This is a genomic window from Pseudomonas sp. MAFF 730105 (assembly GCF_055380705.1).
On sequence record NZ_AP018438.1, the window covers coordinates 6,494,811 to 6,519,995 of the forward strand.

Consider the following 25,185-nt stretch of genomic DNA (forward strand, 5'->3'; position numbering starts at 1 on the left):
TGTGGCGAGGGGATTTATCCCCGTTGGGCTGCGCAGCAGCCCCATACAGCCTACTCAATCTGCCTGAAACACCGCGTTGCTGGTGTTCAGGGCTGCTTCGCAGCCCAGCGGGGATAAATCCCCTCGCCACAGATAGATCCTCTCGCCACAAAAACTCCCTCGGCACACCTCCAATCTATTGCTTGCCCACCGCAAAGCTGGGCAACTCCCCCACCGGTTGATCGAACTGGTAGGGGATCGACACCAGCCCCAACCCGGTATTGCGCTGCACCACGAAGTGCAGGTGCGGCCCGGAGCTGTTGCCGGTGTTGCCCGATAGCGCCAGTGGCGTGCCCACCGCCACCCGCTGTCCTTCCCGAACGCTCACCGAACCTTTCTGCAGGTGCAAGTAGACGCCCATGGTGCCGTCATCGTGCAGCACCCGCACGAAGTTGCCCGAGGGGTCGTCGCCACGGCCGGTCTGTTCATTCTCGGTCTTGATCACCACGCCGCCCCGCGCCGCAATGATCGGCGTGCCTACCGGCATGGCAATGTCCATGGCGTAGCGGTTCTTCGGACCGTAGTGACTATATTGGCCGTTGGCCCCCTGGCTCAGCCGGAACGGCCCACCGCGCCACGGCAACGGGTAGCGATAGGCCTGTGCCACGTCTGCCGGGTCGCCCAGGGAGTATTCGAACCTGGGGGTGTACATCAACGGCTTTCCAGGTTGAATGGCCGTGAGCAGCGCCAGGCGCAGGTTGCTGCGCGCCGGCAAGACCCGACGAATCGGCCGGCTCGGCGCCCCGCTCACATTGTCCAGACCGGCGAAACTCAATTCGATCTCTACCGGTGCGTACAAGTCATTGCGCACGAACACTGCGTCCGCGCCCTTCTGCTTCTTGATGTCGAGAAACACCTGGCGCTCCAGGTGTTCAACCATGCGGTCGCGAAACACGAACACCTGGGCGCCCCTGCTCGGGCGATCACTATAGGACACCACGCCATTGGCATCCGTGGATTTGTAGATCGTCATGGCCATGGCCGAAGTGGAGGCCAGGACAAGACCGCAAGCGAACAGCAGGGGCGCGAGCATGGGCAAAGGTTCTGTCGAGAAATGGAGGCCTGTCCAGCAGCCTAGCAGCTGAAATGGACCAGCGTAATCAACGGATGTTTCAGAGGGATCAGTGAGGTGATCGTTCCCACGCTCCGCGTGGGAATGCAGCCTGGGACGCTCCGCGTCCCTCAAAACCGAACGCAGAGCGTCTGTGGAGGCATTCCCACGCGGAGCGTGGGAACGATCTCTGAAAGGCGCTACCGGATCAGGCGCCCGGTACGAAGTGCTTCTGGGCGGTGCCGCGGGCGATCAGGCGGGAGATGTAATCGAGTTTCTGCGGGTCTTTGTCGACGAAGCGGAAGGTCAGTTGCAGCCACTCGCTGTCCGGCGTCTGTTCGTGGGCGACGATGGCGTGCAGGTAGCCGTTCAGACGAGCGGTTTCGGCGTTGTCGCCCTGCTCCATGTCCAGCACCGAGCTCTCGAGCACCTGCGGCAGGGTGTCGGAGCGCTTGACCAGCAGCAGCGCTTCCTTGAGGCTCAAGGCCTTGATCACGCACTGCTGGGTGCCGCTGGACAGGCGCAATTGGCCCTGGCCGCGGTTGGCGCCGGCAGAGGCGGATGCGACAGGTGCCTTGACCGGCGGGCTGTTGAGCAGGCCACGGGCCGGCGCAGCGGCAGCAGCAGCAGGCGCCGCAGCGGCTGGCCTGGCGGGCGTCGGGGCTGCTGCCGCGACAACCGGAGCCGCCTTGCCGCCCGTCAGGGCGCTGAGGGAATCATTGCCGAACGCCGAGTTCATCTTGGTCGGAGCGCTGTTCATCAGCGTGTCGAGCTTGCCGACCTTGTGCAGGGCCTGTTTGACTTTGGTCAGCAACTGTTCGTTGGTGAAGGGCTTGCTGACATAGCCGGAAACACCGGCCTGGATCGCCTGGACCACGTTTTCCTTGTCGCCACGGCTGGTGACCATGACGAACGGCATGCCCTTGAGGTTGTCCTGCTGGCGGCACCAGGTCAACAACTCCAGGCCAGACATTTCCGGCATTTCCCAGTCGCACAGCACCAGATCGAACGCCTCGCGGGCCAGCAGAGCCTGGGCCTTTCTGCCGTTCACCGCGTCTTCGATACGGATGCCTGGGAAGTAATTGCGCAGGCACTTCTTCACCAGGTCACGAATGAACGAAGCATCGTCCACGACCAACACACTGACCTTACTCATCCAGATACACCTCTAAAAAATCCCGGCAAGCATACCGCTTTTACTGATGGCACATCGCCAAAAACCTTCAGTCACGCCGGGACTTTTCGTTCACGGGGTGCTGCTGTCGATAAAAAAAATGGCAAAAAAAAGCCCGACCAGAAGGCCGGGCGCTTTTCTTGGCAATCCTACTTATCGTCAGTTTCGCCCGGAACATTAGGGGTTTCGGACAGGGTGCCCTCAACTTCTTCCTTCATTCGCTTGAGTCCCATGTGCCGTACGTCGGTACCACGCACCAGGTAGATCACAAGTTCGGAGATGTTGCGCGCATGATCGCCGATACGCTCCAGGGAACGCAGCACCCAGATGATGCTCAGCACCCGGGAGATCGAGCGCGGGTCTTCCATCATGTAGGTCGCCAGCTCACGCAGGGCGGTCTTGTATTCGCGGTCGATGATCTTGTCGTACTGGGCCACCGACAACGCCAGGTCGGCGTCAAAGCGGGCGAAGGCGTCCAGGGCATCGCGAACCATGTTGCGTACCTGGTCGCCGATATGACGCACTTCGACATAGCCCCGTGGCGCCTCGCCCTCTTCGCACAACTGGATGGCGCGACGGGCGATCTTGGTGGCTTCGTCGCCGATCCGCTCGAGATCGATCACCGACTTGGAGATGCTGATGATCAGCCGCAGGTCGGAAGCAGCCGGCTGGCGACGCGCCAGGATACGCAGGCACTCTTCGTCGATGTTGCGTTCCATCTGGTTGATCTGGTCGTCGATCTCGCGCACTTGCTGGGCCAGGCCGGAATCGGCCTCGATCAGCGCGGTCACCGCGTCGTTGACCTGCTTTTCCACCAGCCCGCCCATGGCCAGCAGATGGCTGCGCACCTCCTCCAGCTCGGCGTTGAACTGGGCGGAAATGTGGTGAGTAAGGCCTTCCTTCGAAATCATGGGTTTGCTCCGCAAAAGCTGTGAGCTGCAAGCTTCAAGCTGCAAGCTGATTTGTGTCGTTACGCTGAACTGCTTTTACTTGCCGCTTGAAGCTTGCGGCTCGCAGCTGCCGCTAGCCGTAGCGGCCGGTAATGTAGTCTTCGGTCTGCTTCTTGGCCGGATTGGTAAACAAGGTGTCGGTATCGCCGAACTCCACCAGCTTGCCCATGTACATGAAGGCCGTGTAGTCGGAAACCCGCGCCGCCTGCTGCATATTGTGGGTCACGATGACGATGGTGAACTTGGACTTGAGCTCGTAGATCAACTCTTCGACCTTCAATGTCGAGATCGGGTCCAGGGCCGAGCAGGGTTCGTCGAGTAGCAGTACTTCCGGCTCCACGGCGATGGTGCGGGCAATCACCAGGCGTTGCTGCTGACCACCGGACAGGCCCAGGGCCGAATCATGCAGGCGGTCCTTGACCTCATCCCACAGTGCCGCCCCCTTGAGCGCCCATTCCACGGCTTCATCGAGAATGCGCTTCTTGTTGATGCCCTGGATGCGCAGTCCGTAGACCACGTTTTCATAGATGGTCTTCGGGAACGGGTTGGGCTTCTGGAACACCATACCCACGCGACGGCGCAGCTCGGCGACGTCTTCGCCCTTGCGGTAGATGTTGTTGCCGTAGAGATTGATTTCACCTTCGACGCGGCAACCGTCCACCAGGTCGTTCATGCGGTTGAAGGTGCGCAGCAAGGTCGACTTGCCGCAGCCCGACGGACCGATGAACGCGGTCACGCGCTGTTTCGGGATGTTCAGGCTGACATCGTACAGCGCTTGCTTCTGGCCGTAGAACAGGCTCAGGCCCGGCACTTCGATGGCGACAGTTTCATCGGCCAGGTTCAGGCTCTGCTTATCGCGACCCAGGGCCGACATGTTGATGCCGTGTGTATGTGCTTCGTGTTGCATGGGAGGCTCCCTGTGCTAACAAATTCGGTTCGGTTGGCTGCTGAGCAGCCATGCCAATCGGTGTACTTGTGTGGGAGCAAGCCCGCTCCCACATGGAAATCAGCTATCCAGTGCCTTGTACTTCTCGCGCAGGTGGTTACGGATCCACACGGCCGACAGGTTCAACGTGGCAATCACCAGCACCAGCAGCAATGCCGTGGCATAGACCAGGGGCCGTGCCGCTTCGACGTTCGGGCTCTGGAAGCCCACGTCATAGATATGGAAGCCCAGGTGCATGATCTTCTGGTCCAGGTGCACGTAGGGGTAGTTGCCGTCCAAGGGCAGCGACGGCGCCAGTTTCACCACACCCACCAGCATCAGCGGCGCCACTTCACCGGCGGCACGGGCCACCGCGAGGATCATGCCGGTCATCATCGCCGGGCTCGCCATCGGCAGGACGATCTTCCACAGGGTCTCGGCCTTGGTCGCGCCAAGGGCCAGGGAGCCTTCACGCACGGTGCGCGGGATCCGCGCCAGGCCTTCCTCGGTTGCCACGATCACCACCGGCACCGCCAGCAGGGCCAGGGTCAGGGAGGCCCAGAGCAGGCCCGGGGTGCCGAAGGTCGGCGCCGGCAGCGCTTCGGGGAAGAACAGACGGTCAACCGAGCCGCCCAGCACATAGACGAAGAAGCCCAGGCCGAACACGCCGTAAACGATGGCCGGTACGCCCGCCAGGTTGTTCACCGCAATGCGGATCAGGCGGGTCATCGGGCCCTGACGGGCGTACTCACGCAAGTAAACCGCTGCCAGCACGCCGAACGGCGTCACGATCATCGCCATGATCAGGGTCATCATCACCGTGCCGAAAATCGCCGGGAAAATCCCGCCTTCGGTGTTGGCTTCACGGGGATCGTCGCTGAGGAACTCCCAGACCTTGCTGAAATAGAACCCGAGCTTGGTGAAAGTGCCCATGCCGTTCGGCTGGTAAGCGTGCACCACTTTGCCAATGCCGATTTCCACTTCCTTGCCGTTGGCATCGCGGGCGGTCAGGCTATCGCGGTTGAACTGGGCGTGCAGGTCGGTCAGGCGCGCTTCAATCTCCTTGTAGCGGGCGTCGAGCTCGGCACGTTCGCTGGCCATGTCGGCTTGCGCAGCGGCGTCGAGTTTGCCCTCCAGTTCCAGCTTGCGACCGTGCAGGCGGATACGCTCCAGGCCGGCGTTGATCGCACCGATGTCGGATTTTTCCAAGGTCTTGAGCTCGGCGGCGAGCTGGTTGACCCGCGCAATGCGAGCCTGCAACTGCGGCCAGGCGGCCTCGCCTTCGGCGACGACCTTGCCTTCTTCCTTGACGTTGACCAGATAGCCGTAGAAGTTGCCCCACTCGCGGCGCTCGATGGCCATCAGCTCCGGCGGCGTGGTCTGGTCGCTCAGCCAGTCACCGACGATCCAGGTGAAGTCGGTGCCGTTCAAGTCCCGGTTGCCGACCTTGATCAGCTCGCGGGTCATGAACTCGGGGCCTTCGTCCGGCACCGGCAGGCCAGCGCTTTTCAGGCGCTCACGGGGCACTTCTTCCTTCTGCACCACTTCGCCGACCACCAGGTGCGCGGGCATGCCCGGCACGTTGTAGTTGGCGTGGATCAGGTCCGCCGGCCAGAAATGACCCAGGCCACGCACGGCAATCACTGCCAGCAGACCAATGGTCATGATGACCGCGATGGACACCGCGCCACCGCTGATCCAGACGCCGGGGGCGCCGCTCTTGAACCATCCTTTCAGGGAGTTCTGTTTCACAGACTTCTACCTTTCTTAAAGCGACGAATATTTCTTGCGCAGACGCTGACGGATCAGCTCGGCGAGGGTGTTCATGATGAAGGTGAACAGCAGCAACACCAGCGCCGACAGGAACAGCACGCGGTAATGGCTGCCGCCGACTTCCGATTCGGGCATTTCCACCGCCACGTTGGCCGCCAGGGTCCGCAGGCCTTCGAACAGGTTCATTTCCATGACCGGCGTGTTGCCGGTGGCCATCAAGACGATCATGGTTTCACCCACCGCACGGCCCATGCCGATCATCAACGCCGAGAAGATGCCGGGGCTGGCGGTAAGGATCACCACGCGGGTCATCGTCTGCCAAGGCGTGGCGCCCAGGGCCAGGGAGCCCAGGGTCAGGCCGCGCGGCACGCTGAACACGGCGTCTTCGGCGATGGAGTAGATGTTCGGGATCACCGCGAAGCCCATCGCCAGGCCCACCACCAGGGCGTTGCGCTGATCGTAGGTGATGCCCAGGTCATGGGAGATCCACATGCGCATGTCGCCGCCGAAGAACCAGGCTTCCATGTACGGGCTCATGTACAGCGAGAGCCAGCCCACGAACAGGATCACCGGGATCAGCAGCGCACTTTCCCAGCCATCCGGCACTTTCAGGCGAACGGACTCCGGCAGGCGGCTGAAGACGAAACCGGCCACCAGGATGCCAATCGGCAACAGCATCAGCAGGCTGAAGATACCCGGCAGGTGCCCTTCGACGTAGGGCGCCAGGAACAGGCCGGCGAAGAAGCCGAGAATCACCGTCGGCATGGCTTCCATCAATTCGATCACCGGCTTGACCTTGCGGCGCATCCCGGGGGCCATGAAGTACGCGGTGTAGATGGCGGCGGCCACCGCCAGCGGTGCAGCCAGCAACATGGCGTAGAACGCGGCTTTCAACGTACCGAAGGTCAGCGGCGAGAGACTCAGCTTGGGTTCGAAATCGGTGTTGGCGGCGGTCGATTGCCAGACGTATTTAGGCTCGTCGTAGTTCTCGTACCAGACCTTGCCCCACAACGCGCTCCAGGAGACTTCCGGGTGCGGGTTATCCAGCAACAGCGGTTTCAGCTTGCCACCCTGCTCCACGATCAACCGGTTGGCCCGGGGCGACATGCCGAACACGCCCTGCCCATCGACCACCTGGTCCACCAGCAATGTGCGGTGGGCAGTGCTGTGGAACACACCCAGCTTGCCAGCGGCGTCGAGGGCGACGAAGCCCTTGCGGCGCTCTTCGGCGGTGATCTCGACGATTGGCGCGGTGCCCATCTGGAAGGTGCGGATCTCTTTCAGGCGCTGCTCGCCGTCCACATCCCGGGCCATGAACCACTGGGACAGGCCGCCCTTGGAGTCGCCGACGATCAACGAAATCCCGCCCACCAGTTGGGTCGCGGTGGTGACCTGGGCGTCGGCATTTTCCAGCAACTTGTAACGACCGTTGAGGCTCTTGTCCCGCAGGCTGAACACATCGGCCTGGGCCCGGCCGTTGACCACGTACAGCCATTGCTGGCGTGGGTCGACAAAAATGTTCTTCACCGGCTCGGTCATCTGCGGCAGATCGATCCGCGTCTGCTCGCTGGTGACTTCACCGGTCATCATGTTCTCTTCGCTGGTGATCGACAGCACCTGCAACTGAGCACCGCTGGAACCGGCGATCAGCAGGGTCGAATCGGTGGCGTTGAGGCTGACGTGCTCCAGGGGTGCGCCCTGCTCATTCAAGGCGATAGGTGTTTCGCCATAGGGGTATTCAACGGCCGGTGAGATGGTCTTCTTGCCGTCCGGGTAGCTGACCTTATAGGTGTGTCGGAACACCAGGGCCTGGCCATTGGACAGACCGATGGCTACCAACGGGCTGCCGGGCTGGTCTTCGCCAATGGACGTCACGCTGGCACCGGCTGGCACCGGCAGGTCGACACGACGCAGCTCGGCACCGCTGTCGATGTCGTAGAACAGCGCCTGGCCCTTGTCGGAAATCCGCATGGCGACCTGGTTCTGCTCTTCGATAGCGATCATCAGCGGCTTGCCGGCGTCCTGCATCCAGGCCGGGGTGATGGAGTCCTTGGCCGTCAAGTCCGCGCCCTGGAACAGAGGCAACACCACGTAGGCCAGGAAAAAGAAGATCAAGGTAATGGCAGCCAGAACGGCAAGGCCACCGACCAGGACGTACCAGCGGGTCAGGCGGTCCTTGAGTGCACGGATACGGCGCTTGCGTTGCAGCTCAGGCGTATTGAAATCAATGCGCTTGGGAGGGGAAGTCGTAGTCATTGTGGAATTGGCCAGATCATTCATGCGCACACCCTAGCGATCCTGTATGACAGAAAGATGACAATGCAGTGACGCAGCAAATCCGCCGCCCGTGGAAGCTGGCAGCGGAGAGGAAATTAGTGTCTGTGGGAGCGGGCTTGCTCGCGAAGGGGCCAGCACATTCAACATGGATGCCGACTGATCCATCGCATTCGCGAGCAAGCCCGCTCCCACAGAGAACCGGGCGTTGGCCCGGGCTCAGGTGTTACTTCTTGGCGACGTTTGCGCCTTCCGACAGACCCAGGTCAGCCAGTGCCTTGGCGGCTACTTTGGCTGGCAGTGGGATGTAGCCGTCCTTGACCACGACTTCCTGACCTTGCTTGGACAGGACCATCTTCACGAACTCGGCTTCCAGCGGGGCCAGAGGCTTGTTCGGTGCCTTGTTGACGTACACGTAGAGGAAACGCGACAGCGGGTATTTGCCGTTCAGTGCGTTCTCTTCGCTATCTTCGATGAACTCGGTGCTGCCTTTCTTGGCCAGGGCCACGGTTTTCACGCTGGCGGTCTTGTAGCCGATGCCCGAGTAACCCACGCCGTTCAGCGAGGAGCTGATCGACTGCACGACCGAAGCCGAGCCAGGTTGTTCGTTGACGTTTGGCTTGTAGTCACCTTTGCACAGGGCTTCTTCCTTGAAGTAGCCGTAGGTGCCGGATACCGAGTTGCGACCAAACAGTTGAACCGGCTTGTTGGCCAGGTCGCCGGTCACGCCCAGGTCGCCCCAGGTCTTGACGTCAGCCTTGGCGCCGCACAGGCGGGTGGACGAGAAGATCGCGTCGACCTGTTCCATGGTCAGGTGCTGGATCGGGTTGTCCTTGTGCACGAATACAGCCAGGGCGTCCACGGCAACCGGGATAGCGGTTGGCTTGTAGCCGTACTTCTGCTCGAAGGCCTGCAGTTCGTTGTCCTTCATCTTGCGGCTCATCGGGCCCAGGTTGGAGGTGCCTTCGGTGAGTGCGGGCGGCGCGGTGGAGGAGCCGGCGGCCTGAATCTGGATGTTTACGTTCGGGTATTCCTTCTTGTAGTTCTCGGCCCACAAGGTCATCAGGTTTGCCAGGGTATCGGAGCCGACGCTGGACAGGTTGCCCGACACACCAGTGGTCTTGGTGTAGCTCGGGATCGCAGGGTCAACAGCGGCAACCGCGTTGGCAGTCGCTACGCCAGCAGCGACAAAAGTCATTGCCGCCATCAAACGCTTCAGTTTCATGCCTTACTCCTAGCAGATAGGGTGTGTTAAGTCGGCCAAGTATCGGTAAGCCGTGTGAACACTCTATGGCTGAAATATGACAATTGGATGAAAGGCCAGCATTGAGTTTTACAGGATGATTCGCAGAGTCCCCTATCGCGAGCAGGCTCGCTCCCACAATGGTTCTGCGCCGTCGCGTAAACCCTGTGGGAGAGAGCCTGCTCGCGATGAGGCCAGTAAAGCCAATGAAAAACGGAAGACTAGCGCCCTTTCCTCCACAGGTAGGCACCCACCACCATCCCGACCCCACACAACACCGCCACATAATAAGCCGGCCCCATCGGGCTCTCCTTGAGTAGCAGGCTGACGATCATCGGCGTCAGGCCGCCGAAAATCGCATAGGCCACGTTGTAGGAGAACGACAGGCCGCTGAAGCGCACCACCGGCGGGAAGGCTTTGACCATGACGTAGGGCACCGCCCCGATGGTGCCCACCAGCAGACCGGTGAGGGCATACATGGGGAACAGCCACTGCGGATGGTCGGCCAGGTTGTGGTAGAAGGTCCAGGCACTGGCCAGCAACGCGGCGCAACCGAAGACGAAGACCCGTCCCGCGCCGAAGCGGTCCGCCAGGGCACCGGCCAGGATGCAGCCAATGCTCAACATCACGATCGCCACACTGTTGGCTTGCAAGGCGGTGGTCGCCGCGAAATGGTAGACCGTCTGCAGGACCGTCGGGGTCATCAGGATCAGCACCACGATGGCGGCTGACAACAGCCAGGTCAGCAGCATGGAGATAACGATGGCGCCGCGGTGGTCGCGCAGCACCGCGCGCAACGGCACTTCTTCAGCCAGGGCCTTGCGCAATTGCAGTTCGGCGAACACCGGAGTCTCGTGGAGCCACTGGCGCAGGTACACCGAAAAGAGCCCGAACACACCGCCCAGCAGGAACGGAATGCGCCAGGCGTAATCCGCCACTTCCACCGGCGTATAGAGGCTGTTGATCGCGGTGGCCACCAGCGAGCCCAGCAGGATCCCCGCCGTCAGGCCGGACGTGAGGGTGCCGCAGGCATAACCAATGTGGCGCCCCGGAACGTGTTCGGAGACAAATACCCAGGCCCCCGGCACTTCGCCGCCAATGGCCGCGCCCTGGATCACCCGCATCAGCAACAGCAGGATCGGCGCCCACATGCCGATCTGCGCGTAGGTGGGCAACAGGCCCATGATCAGCGTGGGTACGGCCATCATGAAGATGCTCAGGGTGAACATCTTCTTGCGTCCCAGCAGGTCGCCGAAGTGCGCCATCACGATCCCGCCCAGGGGCCGGGCCAGATAGCCGGCGGCAAAGATGCCGAATGTCTGCATCAGGCGCAGCCACTCGGGCATGTCGGCGGGGAAGAACAATTTGCCGACCACGGTGGCGAAGAACACGAAAATGATGAAATCGTAGAACTCCAGGGCGCCGCCCAGCGCAGACAGCGACAGGGTCTTGTAATCGTTGCGGGTCAATGGACGGGCGGGTTGCGCAGGGGCTGCCGTGCTCGAAGGCGCAGTGGTCATGGCGAAGGCTTCTCTTATAGTCGGTTCTGCAACCCGCAAATCGGGGTTGGAGCGGTTTGGCACGATAGCAAATTGTTCGAAAAAGCACAGTGAGGCGCGTCATTCTCGGTCGAAATCAGAACCCGGTAGTCGTCTCGACGTCTATCGCCCGATATACTCGCTAGCTTGCGACACTCTGTAAGGGGTTGCTGTGCGAAAACGTCGTTGGTGCAGGGTTTGTAGGAAAAAACGCCAGAACCAGCCGGTTTCGCAGAGTCTCCCTTTAGCGCGCCTTTACGAAAAACGTGACGAACGCAATGTGTTCGGGCTGAATCGTTTTTTACGAAGACGGCTATTCACCTGAAGTACAAGACAGAGTTACGGGTCAGAGGCACCCCCGGCATGATAGAGCTCGAACAAGAAGATCCAATTCCGCAAGGCGACCTGGCCCTGCAAATCACCGCGCTTCCCCGCGAGACCAATGGCTTCGGCGATATCTTCGGCGGCTGGTTGGTGTCCCAGATGGACCTGGCCGGCACGGCAATGGCCAGCCGGGTAGCCGGCGGGCGCGTGGCGACCGTAGCGATCGATCGCATGGCGTTCCTGGTGCCAGTGGCCGTGGGGGCTCAGCTGTCGTTCTACACCCAGACCCTGGAAATCGGCCGCAGCTCGATCCAGATGATGGTCGAGGTCTGGAGCGACGACCCACTGTCCAGTGAATGGCGCAAGGTGACCGAGGCGGTGTTCGTGTTCGTTGCTATCGATGGCAGTGGCCGCACCCGTTCGGTTCCGCCGCGCGCTCGTTAAACGCGACGGCCGTTTTGCGGTCCATTGCGGTTCCTGTTCCTGAACGAGGTTTGCAGTATGCCCACGCCCAATGTCGAAGCCGTCAAACTGGATGAACTCAATGGCTGGCGTATCCGCCACGGTCAGGCCGAGTTGCTGGTGGCCCAGCAAGGCGCGCATATCCTCAGCTATCAAGTGGACGGCCAACCGCCGCTGATCTGGCTCAACGACCAGGCGACCTTCAAGGCTGGCAAGAGCATCCGTGCCGGTGTGCCGGTGTGCTGGCCGTGGTTCGGCAACCTGACCCGTAACCCCGACAGCGTCCAGGCCATGCGCGTGAGCAACGAGCCGGCCACCGCCCATGGCCTGGTGCGGGCGATGGATTGGGAATTGAAAGGCATCGAAACCGAGGGCGAAGGCCTGAAAGTCGAATTCGTGCTGCCCTATCCCGAAAACGGCCTGCCGGGCTGGCCTCATCAGGTCGACCTGACGCTGACCATCGTGATGGACGCGCAATTGCACATCCGCCTCACCAGCCATAACCGCGGCAGCGAAACCGTCAGCCTCAGCCAGGCGCTGCACAGCTATTTCGCGGTGAGCGACGTGCGCAACGTGCATGTCGAAGGCGTGGCCGGCTTGAACTACATCGAAACCCTGGACGACTGGAATACCGCCACCCAGGCCGGCGACCTGCACTTTGCCGGCGAGACCGACCGTGTCTATCTCGATACCCCGGCGACGCTGAGCATCGTCGATCCGCATTGGGAACGGCGGATCGAACTGACCAGCAGCGGCTCGCGCTCGGCGGTGATCTGGAACCCCTGGACCGAACGCGCCAAGGCCTTCAGCGACATGGCCGACGATGGCTGGCAGCGCATGCTGTGCATCGAAACGGCGAATGTGATGGACGATGTGGTGACGCTGCTGCCCGAGGCCAGTCATACCCTGGGCGTGAGCATCAGTAGCAAACCGCTCTAAAACCCATCACATCCCTCGGTGGGAGCGAGCCTGCTCGCTCCCACAGGGGATCTGCGTCAGGTTGACCTGAGCTACAAATCCGCTTCCTGCACCACCCGCACCTTCTCCGCATCCAGCGCATACGCCGCACTCGCCAGGTCGTTGTCGACCTTTTCGATCTTCAGCGTGCCGGTCACCCACAGCGGCGTGTAGATGTCGTCCAGCTTCAAGCCCTTGGGGTAGCGCACCAGCACCAGTTGGTTAGGCGGTGGCGGCGGAACGTGGATGCAGGCGCCGGGGTATGGCACCAGAAAGAACAGCGTGCTGCGGCCCTTGGCGTCGGTTTCCAGCGGTACCGGGTAGCCGCCGATGCGGATGTGCTTGTCGTTCATCGAGGCCACGGTCTTGGTCGAATACATCACCGCCGGCAAGCCTTTGCTTTGCTTCAGGCCACCCTTGTTGGTGAAGGTGCCATTGGCTTCGGGGGAGTTGTGGTCGATCTCGGGCATGGCCTCAAGGGCTTTCTGGTCCGACTTGGGCATCAGTTCGAGCCAATCGGTTTCCGGCAATTCGGCAGCATGGGCCAGGCCACTGCCCAGCAGAAGAAGGGTCAACACTAGACGGCGCATGAAAGGGCTCGGCAATGAGTGGTAGATGGAACGCCGGGCATTCTAGCCCCCTGCGCGCGCCATGCGCAGGGGGCTTTGTCGCATTGACTCAGTTTCTTTTGATCAGGCCGTAGATCACCAGCAGCACAATCGCGCCGACCAGGGCACCGATGAAACCGGCCCCTTGCCCGGCCTGGTAGATACCCAGGGCCTGGCCGCCATAGGTGGCTGCCAGCGAACCGCCGATACCGAGCAGGATGGTCATGATCCAGCCCATGCTGTCGTCGCCCGGTTTCAGGAAGCGTGCCAGCAGGCCAACGATCAAGCCGATGAAGATGGTTCCGATGATTCCCATGGCATTTCCCTCTTTTTTGAGACGCTAAGCCAAAGCCTGGTCAGGCTTTGGCGCTTAGCCATGAGAGAGTCTTGCCGATGAATGGTTCCACCGAAAACACGCACTATTGCTCGGCGATCAGCGTCTCGACCTTGATGATCTGCTGGGCCAGCGTGGCCCGGTCAGCACAACGCAGGTTGGCGTGGCCGACCTTGCGACCGGCCTTGAACGCCTTGCCATAGTGATGCAGATGGCAATCGGCAATCGCCAGGACCTTCTCGGTGTCCGGTACTTTGCCGATGAAGTTCAGCATCGCGCTTTCGCCGACCTTGGCGGTCGAGCCCAGCGGCAGCCCGGCCACTGCCCGCAGGTGGTTCTCGAACTGGCTGCACTCGGCGCCTTCGGTGGTCCAGTGCCCGGAGTTGTGCACCCGCGGCGCGATTTCGTTGGCCTTGAGACCGCCGTCCACTTCAAAGAACTCGAACGCCATCACGCCGACGTAGTCGAGCTGCTTGAGCACGCGGCTGGAATAATCCTCGGCCAGGGCCTGCAGCGGATGGTCGGTGCTGGCGACGGAAAGCTTGAGAATGCCGTCCTTGTGGGTGTTGTGCACCAGCGGGTAGAAACGGATTTCACCGTCGCGGGCACGCACGGCGATCAGCGAGACTTCACCGGTGAACGGCACGAAACCTTCCAGCAGGCAGCCCACGCTGCCCAGTTCGGCGAACGTACCGGCTACGTCTTCAGGGTTGCGCAGGACTTTCTGGCCCTTGCCGTCATAACCCAGGGTGCGGGTCTTGAGCACGGCCGGCAGGCCGATGGCTGCGACGGCGGCTTCCAGGTCTGCCTGGGATTGAATGTCAGCGAAGGCCGGGGTAGGAATGCCCAGGTCCTTGAACATGTTCTTCTCGAACCAGCGGTCGCGGGCGATGCGCAAGGCTTCGGCGCTCGGGTAGACCGGGACGAACTGGGACAGGAAGGCGACGGTTTCGGCCGGGACGCTCTCGAACTCGAACGTCACCAGATCGACTTCATCGGCCAGTTGGCGCAGGTGATCCTGGTCGCCGTAGTCGGCCCGCAGGTGTTCACCCAGCGCGGCGGCACAGGCGTCCGGCGCCGGGTCCAGGAAAGCGAAGTTCATCCCCAGCGGCGTACCTGCCAGGGCCAACATGCGACCCAACTGGCCGCCACCGATTACACCGATCTTCATTCGTCAACAACCTCAGGCAATGCGTGGGTCTGGATTGTCCAGGACGCTGTCTGTCTGCTCAGCGCGGAATTTTTTCAGCACGGTATGGAATTGTGGATGCTTGGCACCCAGGATACTCGCCGACAACAGGGCGGCGTTGATCGCGCCGGCCTTGCCGATGGCCAGGGTCGCGACCGGAATGCCGGCCGGCATCTGCACGATGGACAACAGCGAATCGACGCCCGAGAGCATCGACGACTGCACCGGCACGCCCAGCACCGGCAGGTGGGTCTTGGCCGCACACATGCCTGGCAGGTGAGCCGCACCACCGGCACCGGCGATGATCACCTCGATACCACGGGCCTCGGCTTCTTCGGCGTACTGGAACAGCAGGTCCGGGGTGCGGTGGGCAGAGACCACTTTCACCTCATAAGGGATGCCGAGCTTTTCCAGCATATCGGCGGTGTGGCTAAGGGTGGACCAATCGGACTTGGAGCCCATGATCACGCCAACCAGTGCACTCATCGTCGTGCCTCTTCTCTCTGGGCGCCCGCAGGCGCGTCAAAAAACAACAAGCCACGCGGGAAACCGGCGTGGCTTGTTGTACGAATAATGGCCGATCTGGACCGGCCGAAGGCCGCGCAGTATACCGCAATGAAGCAGATAAACAGCCCCTGTCGCGACCATCTGTCATTTGTGCCTGGACAGCGGTTTTATTGACTTCAAGGTCAATACAAGAACACCCCAGATCCCCCTCTGTGGGAGCGGGCTTGCTCGCGAAAGCGGAGGATCAGTGCAGAAGGTGGTGACTGGCACGCCGCCTTCGCGAGCAAGCCCGCTCCCACATCTGATCTGTATTGATTCCATACGTTGTGAACGACACAAACCCTGTGGGAGCGAGCCTGCTCGCGATAGCGGTGGGCCAGGCAACAGTGATGTTGAATGTCAGTCCGTCATCGCGAGCAGGCTCGCTCCCACAGGGTTGTGCGTGTTTTCAGGAGCCGGCGCCACCTTCGAGCTTGCGCCACAGCAATCGCACATTGGCCTTGCGCACCAGGGCACAGCGGTACAGGCGGATCTCCAGCGGGACGTGCCATTGCGCACCGCCGCAGATCACCAGTTCGCCCCGGGCCAGTTCGGCGCGCACGCTCAGTTGCGGCACCCAGGCGATGCCCAGGCCTTCCAGGGCCATGCTTTTCAAGCTGTCGGCCATGGCCGTTTCGTAGACAGTGGTGAAACGCAGCGCCCGCTGACGCAGCAACTGGTTCACCGAACGACCGAGAAACGCCCCGGCGCTGTAGGCCAGTAGCGGCACGCTGGCCTCGCCTTCGAGGTCGAACAGCGGCTTGCCGTTGGCATCGGCGGCACACACCGGCAGCATTTCGGTCTGGCCCAGGTGCAGCGACGGGAAGATTTCCGGGTCCATCTGCATCGCCGAATCCGGGTCGTAGAACGCCAGCATCAGGTCGCAACCGCCTTCACGCAGGGCATGGACGGCATCGCCGACGTTGGTCGCCACCAGGCGCGTGGCGATGTTCATGCCTTCGTTGCGCAACTGCGCGATCCAGCGCGGGAAAAAGCCCAACGCCAAGGAGTGCGCAGCCGCTACCTGGATCACTTCGCCCTGCCCGCCTTCCAGATGATGCAAATGCCGCAGCACCTCGCCCAACTGTTCCACTACCGTGCGCGCCGTCACCAGGAACAACTGCCCGGCCGCTGTCAGCTCGACCGGCGTGCGGGAGCGGTTGACCAACGTCAGCCCCAGCGCCGCCTCAAGGCTACGGATCCGCCGACTGAACGCCGGTTGCGTGACGAAACGCCGTTCGGCCGCCTGGGAGAAACTGCGAGTAGCCGCCAAGGCACTGAAGTCCTCGAGCCATTTGCTTTCAAGATTCATCACGCTCTCCCGAAACATGCACCAAAACAGGTCACACGTCCGCCGTACCGTCGGCGTCACATCCGCATTATGCCGAATATGCATAGGGCAGTGTTTAACAGCATTGGCCCTTACGTTTATGAGAGCCTACGATCCACAGCGTTCCGGCTCAGACCGGGTCCTTATCGAGATGATTTCCATCATGTCCTCCGCTGCATCATTCCGCACAGAAAAAGACCTGCTTGGCGTACTCGAAGTACCAGCACAAGCGTATTACGGCATCCAGACCCTGCGAGCGGTGAACAACTTCCGTCTCTCGGGCGTTCCGATCTCGCATTACCCCAAGCTGGTGGTCGGTCTGGCGATGGTCAAACAGGCTGCCGCTGACGCCAACCGCGAGTTGGGCCAACTCAGCGAAGCCAAGCATGCAGCCATCAGCGAAGCCTGTGCCCGTCTGATCCGCGGCGATTTCCACGAAGAATTCGTGGTGGACATGATTCAGGGCGGCGCCGGCACGTCGACCAACATGAATGCCAACGAAGTCATCGCCAACATCGCCCTGGAGGCCATGGGCCACCAGAAAGGCGAATACCAGTACCTGCACCCGAACAACGACGTGAACATGGCGCAGTCTACCAACGACGCCTACCCGACCGCGATCCGCCTGGGTCTGCTGCTGGGTCACGATGCGTTGCTGGCCAGCCTCGACAGCCTGATCCAGTCGTTCGCCGCCAAGGGTGAAGAATTCAGCCACGTTCTGAAAATGGGTCGCACCCAGCTGCAGGACGCCGTGCCGATGACCCTCGGCCAGGAATTCCGCGCCTTCGCCACCACCCTGAGCGAAGACCTGGCGCGCTTGAAAACCCTGGCGCCCGAACTGCTGACCGAAGTGAACCTGGGCGGCACCGCCATCGGCACCGGCATCAACGCCGACCCGCGCTACCAGGCCCTGGCCGTACAGCGCCTGGCAACCATCAGCGGCCAGCCGCTGGTACCGGCCGCCGACCTGATCGAAGCCACGTCTGACATGGGTGCCTTCGTCCTGTTCTCCGGCATGCTCAAACGCACCGCGGTCAAACTGTCGAAGATCTGCAACGACCTGCGCCTGCTGTCCAGCGGTCCACGCACCGGTATCAACGAAATCAACCTGCCGGCCCGCCAGCCAGGCAGCTCGATCATGCCCGGCAAGGTCAACCCGGTGATCCCGGAAGCGGTCAACCAGGTGGCGTTCCAGATCATCGGCAACGACCTGGCCCTGACCATGGCAGCCGAAGGCGGCCAACTGCAGCTGAACGTGATGGAGCCACTGATCGCCTTCAAGATCTTCGACTCGATCCGCCTGCTGCAACGGGCCATGGACATGCTGCGCGAGCACTGCATCGTGGGCATCACCGCCAACGAAGCGCGCTGCCGCGAACTGGTCGAGCACTCGATCGGCCTGGTCACCGCCCTGAACCCGTACATCGGCTATGAAAACGCCACCCGCATCGCCCGTGTTGCCCTGGAAAGCGGCCGCGGCGTGCTGGAACTGGTGCGCGAAGAAGGCTTGCTCGACGACGCCATGCTCGACGACATCCTGCGCCCGGAAAACATGATTGCTCCGCGTCTGGTCCCGCTGAAAGCGTGATCGATGCAACCACCGCTCACCAGGTCGAGGGACTAGACACCTCTCACCTTTTGAGGGCTTGGGGATTATTCCCCAAGCCCTTTTTTTGCCACTGCCACGGAGGCCTTATGCCGAAAACGACAACATCGGATAAAGATCGCAGCCTTGGACAGCTCCTGCAAAGGGCTGTCGAAGGCTGCGATTTTCGTTAATCCCAGCAAGTCGTTTCGTCGCTTGCACCACAACCGTGCAGACGGGCATCGCACTGATAGGTATAGTGCCGCCCCTCTTCACATGTGTGGTCGTCGGTAGCGAGATCTTAAACATGCGAAACCCGAACTAATAACAACCCGCGAATTGGACCGGGACGAAACCTCGCCTCACCTGTCAAGCCGTGCGCCGACGGATGTTTCGTGATGTTTCCAAATGGCCAGCATTTGCTTAAACAAAAAACAGCGAGGAATACTCATGCTCGAAGTCATCAACGACTTCCTCTCAGGGAAAGTGCTGATCCTGCTCATTGTCGGGCTCGGCGGCTACTTCACGATCCGCTCGCGTTTCGTCCAGTTCCGTCATTTCTTCCACATGTTCGCGGTGTTCCGTGACAGCCTAAAAAGCAGCACCGACCAGCTCAGCTCCTTCCAGGCCCTGATGCTCAGCCTCGCCGGTCGTGTCGGCGCGGGCAACATTGCCGGTGTCGGCATCGCCGTGACCCTCGGCGGCCCCGGTGCAGTGTTCTGGATGTGGGTAACCGCGCTGGTCGGCATGTCCAGCAGCTTCTTCGAGTGCTCCCTCGGCCAGCTGTACAAGCGCTGCGACTCCGAAGGCCAGTACCGTGGCGGCCCGTCCTACTACATCCAGCACGGCCTGCAGAAACGCTGGTTGGGCATGATCATGGCCTTCCTGCTGCTGATCACTTTCGGCTTCGCCTTCAACGGCCTGCAAGCCCACGCCGTGACCCACTCGCTGAACAATGCCTTCGGCCTCGACACCACCTACACCGGCCTGGGCCTGGCGGTGCTGCTGGGCCTGGTGTTCATCGGCGGGATCAAGCGTATCGCCCGCGTCGCCGACCTGCTGGTACCGGTCAAGACCCTGGCCTACATCGCCGTGACCATCTACGTGATCGTGCTGCAGTTCGACCACGTACCGGCCATGCTGGCTACCATCGTCAAGAGCGCCTTCGGTCTGGACCAAGCGTTCGGCGGCCTGATCGGCAGCGCCATCGTCATGGGCGTCAAGCGCGGCGTCTTCGCCAACGAAGCAGGCCTGGGCAGTGCGCCTAACGTGGCCGCCGTTGCATCGGTCGAACACCCGGTCGCCCAAGGCGTGGTCCAGGCGTTCAGCGTGTTCCTGGACACCTTCGTGATCTGCACCTGCACCGCGCTGCTGATCCTGCTGTCGGGCTTCTACACCGCAGGCTTCGAAGGCGACGGCATTGCCCTGACCCAGAACTCCCTGGCCGCCGTGGTCGGTGACTGGGGCCGGATGTTCATCTCCGTGGCCTTGGCGCTGTTCGTGTTCACCTCGATCCTCTACAACTACTACCTGGGCGAAAACAACCTGCGCTTCATGCTCGGTGAGAACCGCAAGGCGCTGATCGGTTATCGCGCACTGGTACTGGTGCTGATTTTCTGGGGCGCCATCGAAAACCTCAGCACCGTGTTCGCTTTCGCCGACATCACCATGACCCTGCTGGCCTTCGTGAACCTGATCGCGCTGTTCCTGCTGTTCAAGGTCGGCATGCGCATCCTGCGCGACTACGACGCCCAGCGTTCGGCCGGCATCAAGACTCCGGTCTTCGATTCCAGCAAATTCCCGGACCTGGATCTGGACCGCAAAGCCTGGCCAGCCAGCCCATCCGCCTCGGCTGCCCAGCCTGACGCGGTGACCGGTGTGGCCGCAGCGCAACGCTGATCGGCAAGCCTGCTGCAAAAACCGGGCGCATCCCCTGCGCCCGGCGTGACACAACGTAAGGTCGGCGTCATGCTCGACCTTATGTTGGGCAGCTCGACAAAGCTGCCGTTTTCGTCCTCGGAGAACAACCATGAATTCCTCGACCTATCCTGCCGCCCAGCACGTCATGGTGCTCTACACCGGCGGCACCATCGGTATGCAAGCCAGCGCCCACGGCCTCGCCCCGGCTTCCGGCTTCGAAGCTCGCATGCGCGACTACCTGCACAGCCAACCTGAACTCGCCGTCCCGCAATGGCGCTTCCGGGAAATGTCGCCGCTGATCGACAGCGCCAACATGACCCCAACCTATTGGCAGCAACTGCGCGAAGCGGTGGTCGACGCCGTGGATGTGCAAGGTTGTGACAGCGTGTTGATCCTGCACGGCACCGATACCCTGGCCTACAGCGCGGCGGCGATGAGCTTCCAGTTGTTGGGCCTGCATGCCCGTGTCTGCTTCACCGGTTCCATGCTGCCCGCCGGCGTGACCGACAGCGACGCCTGGGAAAACCTCAGCGGCGCGCTGGTCGCCCTCGGCCGGGGCCTGGCGCCGGGCGTGCACCTGTACTTCCACGGCGAGCTGCTGGCGCCGACCCGTTGCGCGAAAGTACGCAGTTTCGGTCGCCATCCGTTCAAACGCCTGGAGCGTCAGGGCGGCGGTGCCAAAGCCACGTCGCTGCCGGCGCAGTTGAATTACAACCAGCCGAAGCAACTGGCGAACGTCGCGGTACTACCGTTGTTTCCGGGCATCAGCGCCGACATCCTCGATGGCCTGCTGAGCAGCGGCATCCAGGGCCTGGTGCTGGAATGCTACGGCAGCGGAACCGGCCCGAGCGACAACCCGGCCTTCCTCGCCAGCCTGACCCGAGCGCGGGACAGCGGCGTGGTGGTGGTGGCGGTGACGCAATGCCATGAAGGCGGCGTGGAGCTGGACGTGTACGAGGCCGGCAGCCGTTTGCGTGGCGTCGGCGTGCTGTCCGGCGGCGGCATGACCCGCGAGGCTGCGTACGGCAAGTTGCAGGCGCTGATCGGCTCAGGGCTGCCGGTGGATGAGATCCGGCGGTTGGTTGAGCTGGACCTGTGTGGCGAACTGATCTGACCGCCAGGCACACCTGTGGGAGCAAGGCTTGCCCGCGACAAAGTTGACGCGATCCTCAGAAATCGCGGCGATATATCGCGAGCAGGCTTTGCTCCTACAATTTGCTGCCACGAAGCATGGCAGCTTTGGGCTTTACTCCCGGCACACAACTTGCTCCATTTACAGCTTCCCCAGGCTGGAAACGGACATGCTTCATTCCCACCTCACCACCCTCAACGCCGTCTCACTGGTGCTCAACGCCTTCAAACATGAAGGCCTGCCCAGTGACGAATTGCTGGCCGGCAGCGGCATCAGCGCGGCGGACCTGAGCCGGGCCGACACGCGTATCACCACCAACCAGGAAATGCAGGTCTGCGCCAACGCCGTGGCCCTCAAGCGCGACATCGGCCTGGAATTGGGGCGCAGCATGCACGTTTCCTCCTACGGCATGCTCGGCTACGCCCTGCTCACCAGTGCCACCTTAGGTGACGCCTTGCAGCTGGCGCTGCGCTATCCGGCGCTATTGGGAACACTCTTCGACCTGAACCTGGAAGACGATGGCGAGCACCTCTGGTTCAGCGCCAGCGACTATCGGGAGGCCCCGGCCCTGGCCGCATTCAACGCCGAATTCTGCATGGTCTCGCTGAAAGTCATCTGCAACGACCTGCTCGGTCACCCGCTGCCCTTGCGCGCGGCGCGCTTCGAACACCCGGCACCGGATTACCAAGCCCGCTACGGGGCCCATTTCGATTGCCCGGTGCGTTTCGGGGCCATCGACAACGCCTTTGCCTTCGACCGCCACTGGCTCGATCACCGGCTGCCGCTGGCCGACCCCATCACCCACCACGCCATGGTCGAACGCTGCCGCAAGCAAAATATCGAATTCACCGGCCGCCAGGCCTGGCTGGGCCGCATCCGCCAACTGCTCGCCGCCCAGCTCGACGCCGCCCCCGGCCTGGAAGGCCTGGCCGAACAAATGAACTGCTCCGCCCGCACGTTACGCCGGCACCTCAAGGATTCGGGTTGCAGTTACCAGGAGCTACTGGACGAACTGCGCTTCGAGCGGGCCAAGCAAATGCTCTGCGAGGACCAACTCCCCATCCACCGCATCGCCGAACTGCTGGGCTTCAGCGAAACCGCCAGCTTCCGCCATGCCTTCGTTCGCTGGAGCGGCGTGGCGCCGAGCCAGTTCAGGTCTTGAGCCCACGACTGTGGACCGCTCCCATCTCCTGTGGCGAGGGGATTTAGCGAAGCGTCGCACCGCCCCGCCGGGGTGCGCAGCAGCCCCAATCCAACCGACGCCACACACTCGTAAACCGGATAACGGCCCTTGACCAATTAGGATGCCCGTCCTACGCTCAGAACCAATAATTAGGTCGACCGTCCTAACCTCAATCAATGGGGGCCGGAAAGGTGATGGGGAGACAGTTGGATGGCTGAAATCACAACCCGCGAGCGCATCGTCGCGGAGGCAGACCGGCTGTTCTATGAGAACGGTTACGAACACACCTCTTTCGCAGACATCGCCCACGCCGTCGGTATCTCTCGTGGCAACTTTTATTACCACTTCAAAAGCAAGGACGAGATCCTGGATGCCGTTATCGCGGAACGTCTGCTGAGCACTTCACACATGCTTAAAGCATGGGAGGCAGAAAGTGCCTCCCCCTCCGAACGCATCAAGAGCTTCATCTTCATCGTCGTCACGAACCAAGCCCAGATCATTCGCCATGGTTGCCCGGTTGGCACGCTATGCAGCGAGCTGGCCAAGCTTGGCCACCCGGCGCAGCCACAGTCCAGCCAACTTTTTGCCCTGTTCCGTACCTGGTTGCGCCAGCAGTTCGTTCTATTGGGGCGCGGGCCAGACGCGGATTCGCTGGCAATGCATGTATTGGCGTTCAGCCAGGGTGTGGCGTTGCTTGCACAGGCGTTTCACGACGAGCACTTCGTCAAGCTCGAGGCCGAACGCATGAGTAGATGGCTCGACGGCATCACCGACGCGACACGGACTTCGACCCAATAACCCATCACCCTTAGGAAGGACCTACGAATGTTCATCGTATCTCTACGATTTTCAGCTGGACGCGAACTGGCGGGTCAGTGGATGCAAGCCCATAAGGACTGGCTGCAGTGCGGCTTTGACGACGGTGTCTTTATCCTGGCTGGAAGCCTTCAGCCGCAAGCCGGAGGGATGATCCTGGCAAGCGGAATCACACTGGCCCAACTTGAGGATCGCGTCAGTGGCGACCCCTTCGTGATTCAGGGTGTCGTGCAGGCAGAAATTGTCGAGGTGAAGCCATCGAAGGCCGACCCACGCCTGGCATTTTTGCTGGCCAGTACCGGGAGCTGACGCCATGGATACGACGATCATTGGCCTGGATGGGCAGCGTCGATGCCGCTGGTGCGCAGCCGCGCCGGAATTTCTTCAGTACCACGATACCGAGTGGGGCTTTCCTGTGGTTGACGATAGACGCCTGTTCGAGAAGATCAGCCTTGAGGGATTCCAGTCCGGCCTCAGCTGGCGCACGATCCTGGCCAAGCGGGATAACTTTCGTGCCGCCTTTGATGGCTTCGACTTCGTCCGGGTCGCTCAGTACAACGACAGCGATGTAGAGCGTCTGCTTCAAGACGCTGGCATCGTTCGCCATCGCGGCAAGATCGAAGCTGTCATCAACAATGCCCGTCGTGCCTGCGAGCTCGTCGAAACGGAAGGCTCGTTGGCTTCCTTTTTTTGGCGCTACGCTCCTCAGGTTGCGAACCCGATTGAACCTCAGACCGCCTCGACGTCTGTCGAGTCGGTCGCGCTATCGAAAGAGCTGAAAAAACGAGGCTGGAAGTTCGTTGGGCCTACGACCGTTTATGCGTTCATGCAGGCAATGGGATTGTTGAACGACCATGCAACTGAATGCGTTATCAGGACACGAGTCGAACATGCACGGCGGGGCATCGAACAACCTTAGGTATTCCTGAAACCAGGCAGCCTAGCTTCAATCGAATCGATGCCTGCCTACCGGCAGACTCCACCAGTCAACCTGCGACGGGACAAGGTTGCTCGCCACACATTGCAACCATTTCCAGCCCGAGTCGCATGTCCGACCGCCAGCCTTTCGCCAGACTACCCAACCTTGCGCCTTTGCCTACAACTACGCCAGAATCCACCCGCTTGTGCGCCCAGCCCCATGCCCCTAACGTAATCCCCGTCGCTGACACTCAGCGACCGGGCTTGGCGGCCCGGGACACGAACGGCGCAAGCCCCTCAAACATGATTGCAATGGCCTGGCCTTGCACGCTCTTGTTATGACGGGTTGCGCAAGGATCCCCTCGGGGATGCCGGGTTCCTTTCGTTCCGGTCCGCCAACCTTGTGTAATCCGTCACCCCATCTGCTTGGCGGCAGACGGTGATGGTTCCTCTTACGAAAGGAGCACCACCATGTTCAAGATCACACCCAATCCCCCTGAAGCAGACCCAACCTCCCCCTATGCCGACGGCATTAACGCCCGCAAACTCGACGCCGCCGCCAAGCGTGTCCTGGATTTCTATCTACTACCGAAACCGGAAAAACCTGAAGCCACCACTCAACCGAGCCAGCTGTTCACCGTCGTAGAAGACGTCGACACCGAATGCCTGCTCGCCAACCTCAGCGAAACCCTGGCTTCGGCTGATGCGATGGTCAGTGATCTCGCATTCGAATTGGATGGCTCTCGCCGCCACGTTGCCCTTGGCATTCAGCAATTGATCGAGCTGAGTTCATTACTGGCGAACCGGGCGTTGGATAACGTTGATCCGCGATAGCCGTAAGCCTTCCCGCAAGCCCGGCGCATTGCGTCGGGTTCACTTCAGAAGTGTTTATCCTGAACGGCCATGACAACGAC

General features: G+C 61.5%; 23 protein-coding genes. 10 read left to right on the plus strand and 13 right to left on the minus strand.

Translation table 11 applies throughout. The annotated features are described in order from the left end of the window. Nucleotides 1–175: 175 nt before the first annotated feature. The 8 genes from PCOSP_RS28720 to PCOSP_RS28755 form a co-directional block, all read right to left on the minus strand. Nucleotides 176–1,072, minus strand: a complete 897-nt coding sequence (locus tag PCOSP_RS28720) for a peptidoglycan DD-metalloendopeptidase family protein (protein ID WP_464709983.1) — start codon at nucleotides 1,070–1,072, stop codon at nucleotides 176–178. A gap of 226 nt (nucleotides 1,073–1,298) precedes the next feature. Continuing rightward, complete coding sequence (locus tag PCOSP_RS28725; protein ID WP_175386720.1) at nucleotides 1,299–2,246, minus strand: response regulator; 948 nt, start codon at nucleotides 2,244–2,246, stop codon at nucleotides 1,299–1,301. 167 nt (nucleotides 2,247–2,413) lie between these two features. Continuing rightward, nucleotides 2,414–3,175 (minus strand): phosphate signaling complex protein PhoU, encoded by a 762-nt coding sequence (gene phoU / locus PCOSP_RS28730; RefSeq protein ID WP_139641260.1) that lies wholly within the window; start codon nucleotides 3,173–3,175, stop codon nucleotides 2,414–2,416. A 112-nt stretch (nucleotides 3,176–3,287) separates the two neighbouring features. Beyond that, nucleotides 3,288–4,121 (minus strand): phosphate ABC transporter ATP-binding protein PstB, encoded by an 834-nt coding sequence (pstB, locus tag PCOSP_RS28735; RefSeq protein ID WP_024777868.1) that lies wholly within the window; start codon nucleotides 4,119–4,121, stop codon nucleotides 3,288–3,290. A gap of 99 nt (nucleotides 4,122–4,220) precedes the next feature. Next, nucleotides 4,221–5,891, minus strand: coding sequence for a phosphate ABC transporter permease PstA (gene pstA / locus PCOSP_RS28740; RefSeq protein WP_041020232.1), 1,671 nt, complete (start codon nucleotides 5,889–5,891; stop codon nucleotides 4,221–4,223). Between the two features lie 15 nt (nucleotides 5,892–5,906). Then, nucleotides 5,907–7,940 (minus strand): ABC transporter permease subunit, encoded by a 2,034-nt coding sequence (locus PCOSP_RS28745; protein WP_464712013.1) that lies wholly within the window; start codon nucleotides 7,938–7,940, stop codon nucleotides 5,907–5,909. A 472-nt stretch (nucleotides 7,941–8,412) separates the two neighbouring features. Further along, entirely contained in the window at nucleotides 8,413–9,411 is a 999-nt protein-coding gene (locus PCOSP_RS28750) for a phosphate ABC transporter substrate-binding protein PstS (protein WP_139641264.1), read from the minus strand. Between the two features lie 239 nt (nucleotides 9,412–9,650). Next, on the minus strand, nucleotides 9,651–10,949 hold the full coding sequence (locus PCOSP_RS28755; RefSeq protein WP_139641266.1) for an MFS transporter: 1,299 nt from the start codon (nucleotides 10,947–10,949) through the stop codon (nucleotides 9,651–9,653). A 381-nt stretch (nucleotides 10,950–11,330) separates the two neighbouring features. Between PCOSP_RS28755 and PCOSP_RS28760 the strand changes: the two genes are divergently transcribed. Further along, nucleotides 11,331–11,735: an acyl-CoA thioesterase gene (locus PCOSP_RS28760; RefSeq protein WP_139641270.1), complete on the plus strand. Its 405-nt coding sequence runs from the start codon at nucleotides 11,331–11,333 to the stop codon at nucleotides 11,733–11,735. Between the two features lie 57 nt (nucleotides 11,736–11,792). Further along, nucleotides 11,793–12,692 carry a D-hexose-6-phosphate mutarotase gene (locus PCOSP_RS28765; RefSeq protein ID WP_464709985.1) on the plus strand — a complete coding sequence of 300 codons (900 nt, stop codon included), beginning with the start codon at nucleotides 11,793–11,795 and terminating at the stop codon, nucleotides 12,690–12,692. Nucleotides 12,693–12,763: 71 nt separating this feature from the next. Here PCOSP_RS28765 and PCOSP_RS28770 read toward each other — a convergent pair whose 3' ends face one another. The 5 genes from PCOSP_RS28770 to PCOSP_RS28790 all read right to left on the minus strand — a co-directional run bounded on the left by PCOSP_RS28770 (nucleotide 12,764) and on the right by PCOSP_RS28790 (nucleotide 16,699). Further along, entirely contained in the window at nucleotides 12,764–13,300 is a 537-nt protein-coding gene (locus tag PCOSP_RS28770; RefSeq protein WP_144929008.1) for a DUF3299 domain-containing protein, read from the minus strand. A gap of 88 nt (nucleotides 13,301–13,388) precedes the next feature. Then, nucleotides 13,389–13,634: a GlsB/YeaQ/YmgE family stress response membrane protein gene (locus tag PCOSP_RS28775; protein WP_003187057.1), complete on the minus strand. Its 246-nt coding sequence runs from the start codon at nucleotides 13,632–13,634 to the stop codon at nucleotides 13,389–13,391. A gap of 103 nt (nucleotides 13,635–13,737) precedes the next feature. Beyond that, nucleotides 13,738–14,823, minus strand: a complete 1,086-nt coding sequence (locus tag PCOSP_RS28780) for a 5-(carboxyamino)imidazole ribonucleotide synthase (protein ID WP_047703863.1) — start codon at nucleotides 14,821–14,823, stop codon at nucleotides 13,738–13,740. 12 nt (nucleotides 14,824–14,835) lie between these two features. After that, on the minus strand, nucleotides 14,836–15,327 hold the full coding sequence (gene purE / locus PCOSP_RS28785) for a 5-(carboxyamino)imidazole ribonucleotide mutase (protein ID WP_003196369.1): 492 nt from the start codon (nucleotides 15,325–15,327) through the stop codon (nucleotides 14,836–14,838). A gap of 469 nt (nucleotides 15,328–15,796) precedes the next feature. After that, on the minus strand, nucleotides 15,797–16,699 hold the full coding sequence (locus tag PCOSP_RS28790; protein WP_139641275.1) for a LysR substrate-binding domain-containing protein: 903 nt from the start codon (nucleotides 16,697–16,699) through the stop codon (nucleotides 15,797–15,799). A gap of 181 nt (nucleotides 16,700–16,880) precedes the next feature. Between PCOSP_RS28790 and aspA the strand changes: the two genes are divergently transcribed. From aspA to PCOSP_RS28830, 8 genes are all read left to right on the plus strand, one after another. Further along, nucleotides 16,881–18,305 carry an aspartate ammonia-lyase gene (gene aspA / locus PCOSP_RS28795; RefSeq protein WP_139641277.1) on the plus strand — a complete coding sequence of 475 codons (1,425 nt, stop codon included), beginning with the start codon at nucleotides 16,881–16,883 and terminating at the stop codon, nucleotides 18,303–18,305. Between the two features lie 447 nt (nucleotides 18,306–18,752). After that, nucleotides 18,753–20,201, plus strand: a complete 1,449-nt coding sequence (locus PCOSP_RS28800) for an alanine/glycine:cation symporter family protein (protein WP_139641279.1) — start codon at nucleotides 18,753–18,755, stop codon at nucleotides 20,199–20,201. A gap of 130 nt (nucleotides 20,202–20,331) precedes the next feature. Further along, on the plus strand, nucleotides 20,332–21,336 hold the full coding sequence (locus tag PCOSP_RS28805) for an asparaginase (protein ID WP_464709988.1): 1,005 nt from the start codon (nucleotides 20,332–20,334) through the stop codon (nucleotides 21,334–21,336). Between the two features lie 187 nt (nucleotides 21,337–21,523). Then, nucleotides 21,524–22,516 (plus strand): AraC family transcriptional regulator, encoded by a 993-nt coding sequence (locus PCOSP_RS28810; RefSeq protein ID WP_464709989.1) that lies wholly within the window; start codon nucleotides 21,524–21,526, stop codon nucleotides 22,514–22,516. A 231-nt stretch (nucleotides 22,517–22,747) separates the two neighbouring features. Beyond that, a complete protein-coding gene (locus PCOSP_RS28815; RefSeq protein WP_265075499.1) occupies nucleotides 22,748–23,335 on the plus strand; it encodes a TetR/AcrR family transcriptional regulator in 588 nt (195 codons plus the stop codon). 27 nt (nucleotides 23,336–23,362) lie between these two features. Further along, entirely contained in the window at nucleotides 23,363–23,662 is a 300-nt protein-coding gene (locus PCOSP_RS28820; protein ID WP_175386725.1) for a YciI family protein, read from the plus strand. A 4-nt stretch (nucleotides 23,663–23,666) separates the two neighbouring features. Then, nucleotides 23,667–24,272, plus strand: a complete 606-nt coding sequence (locus tag PCOSP_RS28825; protein ID WP_265075500.1) for a DNA-3-methyladenine glycosylase I — start codon at nucleotides 23,667–23,669, stop codon at nucleotides 24,270–24,272. A 470-nt stretch (nucleotides 24,273–24,742) separates the two neighbouring features. After that, nucleotides 24,743–25,105, plus strand: a complete 363-nt coding sequence (locus PCOSP_RS28830) for a DUF6124 family protein (RefSeq protein WP_175362298.1) — start codon at nucleotides 24,743–24,745, stop codon at nucleotides 25,103–25,105. Nucleotides 25,106–25,185 lie beyond the last annotated feature (80 nt).